The organism is Paraburkholderia sp. BR10954, from assembly GCF_040965775.1.
In the GTDB taxonomy this organism is placed as follows: Bacteria; Pseudomonadota; Gammaproteobacteria; order Burkholderiales; family Burkholderiaceae; genus Paraburkholderia; species Paraburkholderia youngii.
The window spans coordinates 1-5,409 of sequence record NZ_JBFRCK010000110.1; the positions used below are offsets into that span (position 1 = coordinate 1).

Genomic DNA, 5,409 nt, shown 5'->3' on the forward strand with positions numbered 1-5,409 from the left:
TGCGGCGAGCAGCTTTGACGCGATGTGCGAAGCCCGCGCCGAATTTGTCGCACCAGCGGCGGATCGTCTCGTAACTGACAACGACACCGCGCTCGAACAGCAGTTCTTCAATATCACGCAGGCCAAGTTGGAACCGCAACTACCACCGAACCGCGAGACGAATGATTGCCGCCGGGAACCGGTGGCCATGATAAAGCGATTTTCTTTTCTTCATCGTGACATCTTACGTGACTACCTCGCCAACGTGACAGTGCCCTCTCGTCAGGCCTGATCGGCCCGTTCGTTGCGAAGAACGCTTCCTGCTTTCCATCTTGTTCACTCGTGACTGAATTTCGGCCCGCCTATCATGCCAGATCGAAGCGATCCAGCCGAACGATCGTCGGGCCGATGAACTCGAAGCGGCGCTACAATCGTTCTCCCGAGGCGTCGTGACGCCGCAAACCGATTTCCGTCGATCTCATCGGCTCCGTCTGGAGGTCTGCTCAATGAACCAGAACGAACCATGAACGCCGGTCTGGCGACCGGTCAGCTATTTGCTGATCGTCTTCGACCTGTTCGGCGGACAGTTGGACGAAGCGCAGTCGCTTCATGCCAAGCTGGAGTCGTGTCGCCCACATCCCCACGTGCCAGACGACGCAATGCTCGCCCGAACAGCGCGACATGCCCGCGCATCTGACGGCGCGGGCTGATCAGTTGTCGACCCTGCAGGACCAGATTCTCGCGCTGGTCGACGAACTATCTCAGGGCTCCATCAACCGGATCATGGGCATGAGCGATGCTAACCTCGCCGCGGCGGTGTTGTCGGGCCGCCTCAATCTGCCGAAACGCTAATCCGCCGTCACCGCGGGGACTACCAGGAACGGGCTGCGTCAATGACCAAAATTCATGAACCCGCGTACCCGGTACTCCCAGCAGAGCTGGAAGAGGCGGAATTGCGGAAGGTCTACACACCCAGCGCAGCAGAGATCCGCTTCGTCTTTGGTCATTTCCGCCAGGCGCCGACGCGTGTACTGATCCTCGCGCAATTGAAGCTGCTGCAGCGCCTCGGGTACATGCCGGTGATCTCGGACGTGCCACCTGCCATCATCGAACACGTGTGTGCCGTGCTCGGCGTTCGTCCGCTACCGCGCGCGGCCCTCGCGCGCTACGACCGATCAGGCAGCAAATCCCGGCACCAGAAAATCCTTCGCGAGTTCGTCCGGATTCTCCCCCTCGACAGCGCAGTCCACGCATGGCTGGCTGAATTAGAGGCTAATACCGCCCGGACCAACGCGGAATTGCCCGATATCGTCAACGTGATGCTGGAAGAGTTGGTCCGGCGCCGCTACGAACTGCCGCCCTTCGCGACGCTCACCCGAATCGCCAGCCAGGCCCGCAGCCAGCTCCATGAGTCGATTTATGGTGCCTTCGTCGACTCTCTCGATGATGAGTTGAAGGCCCGCGTCGACGCGCTGTTTCTGGTCCGGTGCGGCCGAACGCAGTGGGACGAGCTCAAGCGCGAACCGAAGCGGCTAGGACCGCGTGAAATTGCGAGTTTCCTCGAGCACATTCAGGCCATGAACGCGTTGGCGGACGGCTTGCCGCCCGTGCCGAACATGGTCTCGGTCCCGAAGCGGATGCAGTTCGTCACAGAGGCGCGTGCGCTCGACGTGCACGAAATGCGGGCGCTCAAACCCGCCAAACGCTACACGCTCGCGCTGCTGTTTATGCTCGCGCAACGCCAGAAAGCACTCGACGACGTCGCCGAGATTTTCATCAAGACCGTACGCAACCTCGAGCACACTGCCAAGCTTCGACTTCAGCAGAACCAGCTCGCACATGCCGATCAGTTGCAGTCGCTCGTCAGCCAGTTTCGCGACGTCCTGAACGTGCTGCAGGATGACGAAACGCCTGCAGCCATGCGCATCGCGCAGATGCGTGCCGCATTAAACGACGATCCCGATGCCGTCCTGATCCGCTGCAACGAGCATATCGCGCAAGCCGGCAATCATATCTTTCCGTTCCTGCTTGCGCCGTACAAAAACCTGCGGTCGTTGTTGTTCCAATGCGCCGAGCAACTGTCACTGAAGTCCAGCTCGCAAGACGACGCATTGCTTCGGGCCCTCGCATGGATCAAGCAGCTCCGGTCGTCGCGACGTGAATATCTGCTGCTCAGCGATGCCGATCTCGCACAATTGCCACTCGAATGGCTCCCGGAGAAGTGGGAGCGATGCGTGTTGCAGGACGGCCGATCGGCACGCCTGCTGCACCGGAAGTACTTCGAGCTCTGCGTGTCCAGCTAGGTTATGCGGGAACTCAATTCCGGCGACCTCTTTGTCGAGGGCAGCGATCAATATGACGACCCGCGCGAACACCAGGTGTCGTGGGACGAATTCCGCGAGGAATTGCCACGCTACAGCGAACTCGTCGACTTCCCGGTCGACAGCCGGGCCTTCGTCCAGAAACTGAAGGATGAACTCGGCGCGTTGGCTGACAAGGTCGACGCGAGCTTCCCGGAAAACGACCACGTCGAGATCGGCGCGCAAGGCCTTATCCTCCACCGGCTCGACAAGAAACCCGATCCCCCCAGGCGGTAACCGCCTCGATGCGGCCGGTTAGCATCCTGGATCTCCTCACCGAAACCGAGCAATGGCTTGATCTGCACCGGCTCTTCGGTCCGCTCTCGGGATTCGAGGCGAAGCTCGACGACCCGCGCAAACGCTTCATCACAACGCTGTTCTGCTACGGCTGTAACCTCGAGCCGACGCAGACTGCACGCTCAGTCAAGAATCTGAGCCGCAAGCAGGTCGCGTGGCTGAACCTGAAGCACGTCACCGAAGAACGGCTCGACAAGGCGATCGTCAGGGTGATCAATGCATACAACCAATTCGCGCTGCCGAAATTCTGGGGGTCGGGAAAGCGGGTGTCGGCGGACGGCACGAAGTGGAATCTGTACGAGCAAAACCTACTGTCGGAATACCACATCCGGTACGGCGGCTATGGCGGGATCGGCTACTACCACGTGTCCGACATGTACATCGCGCTGTTCAGCCACTTCATCCCGTGCGGCGTGCACGAAGCGGTGTACATCCTCGACGGCCTGATCAAAAACGCCTCCGACGCGCAGCCCGACACCGTGCATGGAGACACGCACGCGCAGAGCGCGCCGGTGTTCGCGCTCGTGCATCTGCTCGGGATCAATCTGATGCCGCGTATTCGCGACATCAAGGAACTTGTGTTCTACAAGGCCGACCGGCGCCGGCGCTACAAGAACATCGAATCGCTGTTTCGGGCCAGTATCGACTGGGGGCTGATCGAGCGGCATTGCCCCGACATGCTGCGCGTTGCGGTGTCGATCAAGGCGGGACGGATGACGCCGTCAACGATTCTGCGTCGCCTCGGCTCCGAGAGCGTCAAGAATAAGCTGTACTGCGCCTTTCGCGAACTCGGCCGTGTGATTCGCACGATGTTCCTGCTTCGCTACATCGACGATCCGGAAATGCGTCAGACCATCCACGCGGCGACGAACAAGAGCGAGCAGTTCAACGACTTCGCGAAGTGGCTCATGTTCGGCGGCGAAGTGATTGCCGAAAATATCCGGCACGAACAGCGCAAAGTTATCAAGTACAACCTGCTCGTCGCGAACATGGTCGTCTTGTACAACGTGCAGTGGATGTCGCGCAAACTGAAGGCACTGCAGGACAAGGGCCTGCCGATCGATGCCGACGTATTGCAGGCGCTCTCGCCGTATCGACGCGAGCACATCAACCGGCTCGGCTCCTATTTGCTGGATCTCCAGCGGAGGGCGGCACCCCTCGACCCAAGCATCGATCCCTATTTTGAATCAGCCGCTTAAGGCCATTTTGGCGAAAATTTTACGAATCCCGGCCGAACCTCAAAAGCCACTCGCACTCCGGATCTGCTGTCAACGCGCTTCATCACCCTCATCGGCAAGCTGTTCGCGGCTGAGGCGCGAAGTGCGGAGTGGAACGCCGCTCGTCGGCTGCGATTACGCCGCCGTTATAGCGCCCGCGTGCTCGCCGTCATCGAGCAACTGTTGATTGAGCATCTGCCTGCCGTCGTGCCGGGCAGCATGCTGGGCAAAGCGCTGCAATATCTGAATCGACAGTAGCACAAGCTGAGCTGCTACATTGAGAACGGCGACTATCCAATCTCGAACAACGCCTGTGAAAATGAGATCAGGCCGTTCGTCGTTGCACGCAAGGGCTTCCTGTTTGCCGATACGGTTGCTCGTGCAAACGCGAGCGCGAATCTCTACTCGCTTGTCCAGTCGGCAAAAGCCAACGGTATCGATCCGTATCGGTACCTCGTCTGGCTGTTCGCGAAGTTGCCTTTGGCGAGCACCGCTGACGACTATGCAGCGCTAATGCCGTGGAGCATGACGTAAATCCGGATCAGCGCCATTTGATAAACTGCCACCAGGGCGGGGCCGGTGTCCACGCCGAGCAAACTCACACAGTAGAGAAGAAGCTCATGCTCAAGAGTGTCACACGGACATGTACCCTGCGGACGGTATTTGGCCTGCTGGGCCTGCTAATTATGCATCCAGCGTTCGCTGATGGGCCGTCATCCTATGACGACTGCATGCTCGTCGGTTTGCGCGACGCCCGCAGTCAGGTTGCATCAAACTATATCCAGCGCTCATGCTACGCACTGTATCGGAACAGCGAAATGTTGCTGCCGCGCGAGAAGGCGTACTACGAGTGCATACTGCAAAATATGCCTGGTGCCAGGGAGCAGTTCGCGATCATGCGGATCAATGCGATCTGCGAACGGCGCGGGCAGTTGTAAGTCCACAGTGACGCGGATGATCACAACCGATTCACCTGATCGACACGCTGGATCTCCGTCACAACTTGAACAGTTCGTCGCGAGCGGCTTTGTGTGTCGGTCGTCGCGTTTCTCGCCAATCACCAGCGGTCTCTTGAGGTCCTTGTTCTCTGTCATCAGTGTCAGTGCGCAGGTGTCCACGTGGACACCTAGTGTGATGAGTTAGAAATTCGTTGAACAATTTGCTGCCTGTAGTACCGTGTGGTCAATGCGACGGACACGAAGAGGCGGCAATGAGCGGAAGACCCAAAGCAGAGCTCGTGTTGAGCGAAGCGGAACGCGAGTAGCTCACGGCCCTGACGATGCGCCGCAAGACGGCGCAGGCGTTGGCATTGCGAGCGCGGATCGTGCTGGCCTGCGCCGAGGGCACCGACAACAGGACGGTCGCGGCGAAACTGCGGGTCACCCAGCAAACTGTTTCGAAGTGGCGTGTGCGCTACGTGATGCATCGGCTGGATGGCCTGCTTGACGCGCCGCGTCCGGGCGCACCCAGATCGATCGACGACGCACGTGTCGATGCCGTTATCGCGAAGACGCTGGAGTCCGTACCCAAAGGAGCGACGCACTGGAGTACACGGA

The 5,409-nt window shown here is 59.5% G+C and carries 3 protein-coding genes and 3 pseudogenes; 5 read left to right on the plus strand and 1 reads right to left on the minus strand.

What is annotated here, in order from left to right; genetic code table 11:
* A pseudogene (locus AB4Y34_RS40710) lies at positions 1-214 on the minus strand (IS6 family transposase); the annotation flags it as partial.
* A gap of 374 nt (positions 215-588) precedes the next feature.
* On the opposite strand from AB4Y34_RS40710, the gene AB4Y34_RS40715 reads away from it, so the two are divergent.
* The 5 genes and pseudogenes from AB4Y34_RS40715 to AB4Y34_RS40735 all read left to right on the plus strand — a co-directional run.
* A complete protein-coding gene (locus tag AB4Y34_RS40715; RefSeq protein WP_176369974.1) occupies positions 589-831 on the plus strand; it encodes a hypothetical protein in 243 nt (80 codons plus the stop codon).
* Positions 832-872: 41 nt separating this feature from the next.
* Positions 873-3,835: pseudogene (locus AB4Y34_RS40720) on the plus strand (Tn3 family transposase).
* A 42-nt stretch (positions 3,836-3,877) separates the two neighbouring features.
* Positions 3,878-4,387: pseudogene (locus tag AB4Y34_RS40725) on the plus strand (transposase); the annotation flags it as partial.
* The gene (locus AB4Y34_RS40730) at positions 4,372-4,791 is read left to right on the plus strand and encodes a VF_A0006 family four-cysteine protein (protein ID WP_368719191.1); all 420 of its coding nucleotides are present in this window, start codon (positions 4,372-4,374) and stop codon (positions 4,789-4,791) included. The pseudogene AB4Y34_RS40725 and the gene AB4Y34_RS40730, both read left to right, overlap by 16 nt.
* A 341-nt stretch (positions 4,792-5,132) precedes the next feature.
* Positions 5,133-5,409 (plus strand): helix-turn-helix domain-containing protein (locus AB4Y34_RS40735; protein WP_368719192.1); only part of this gene is annotated, 277 nt, incomplete at its 3' end.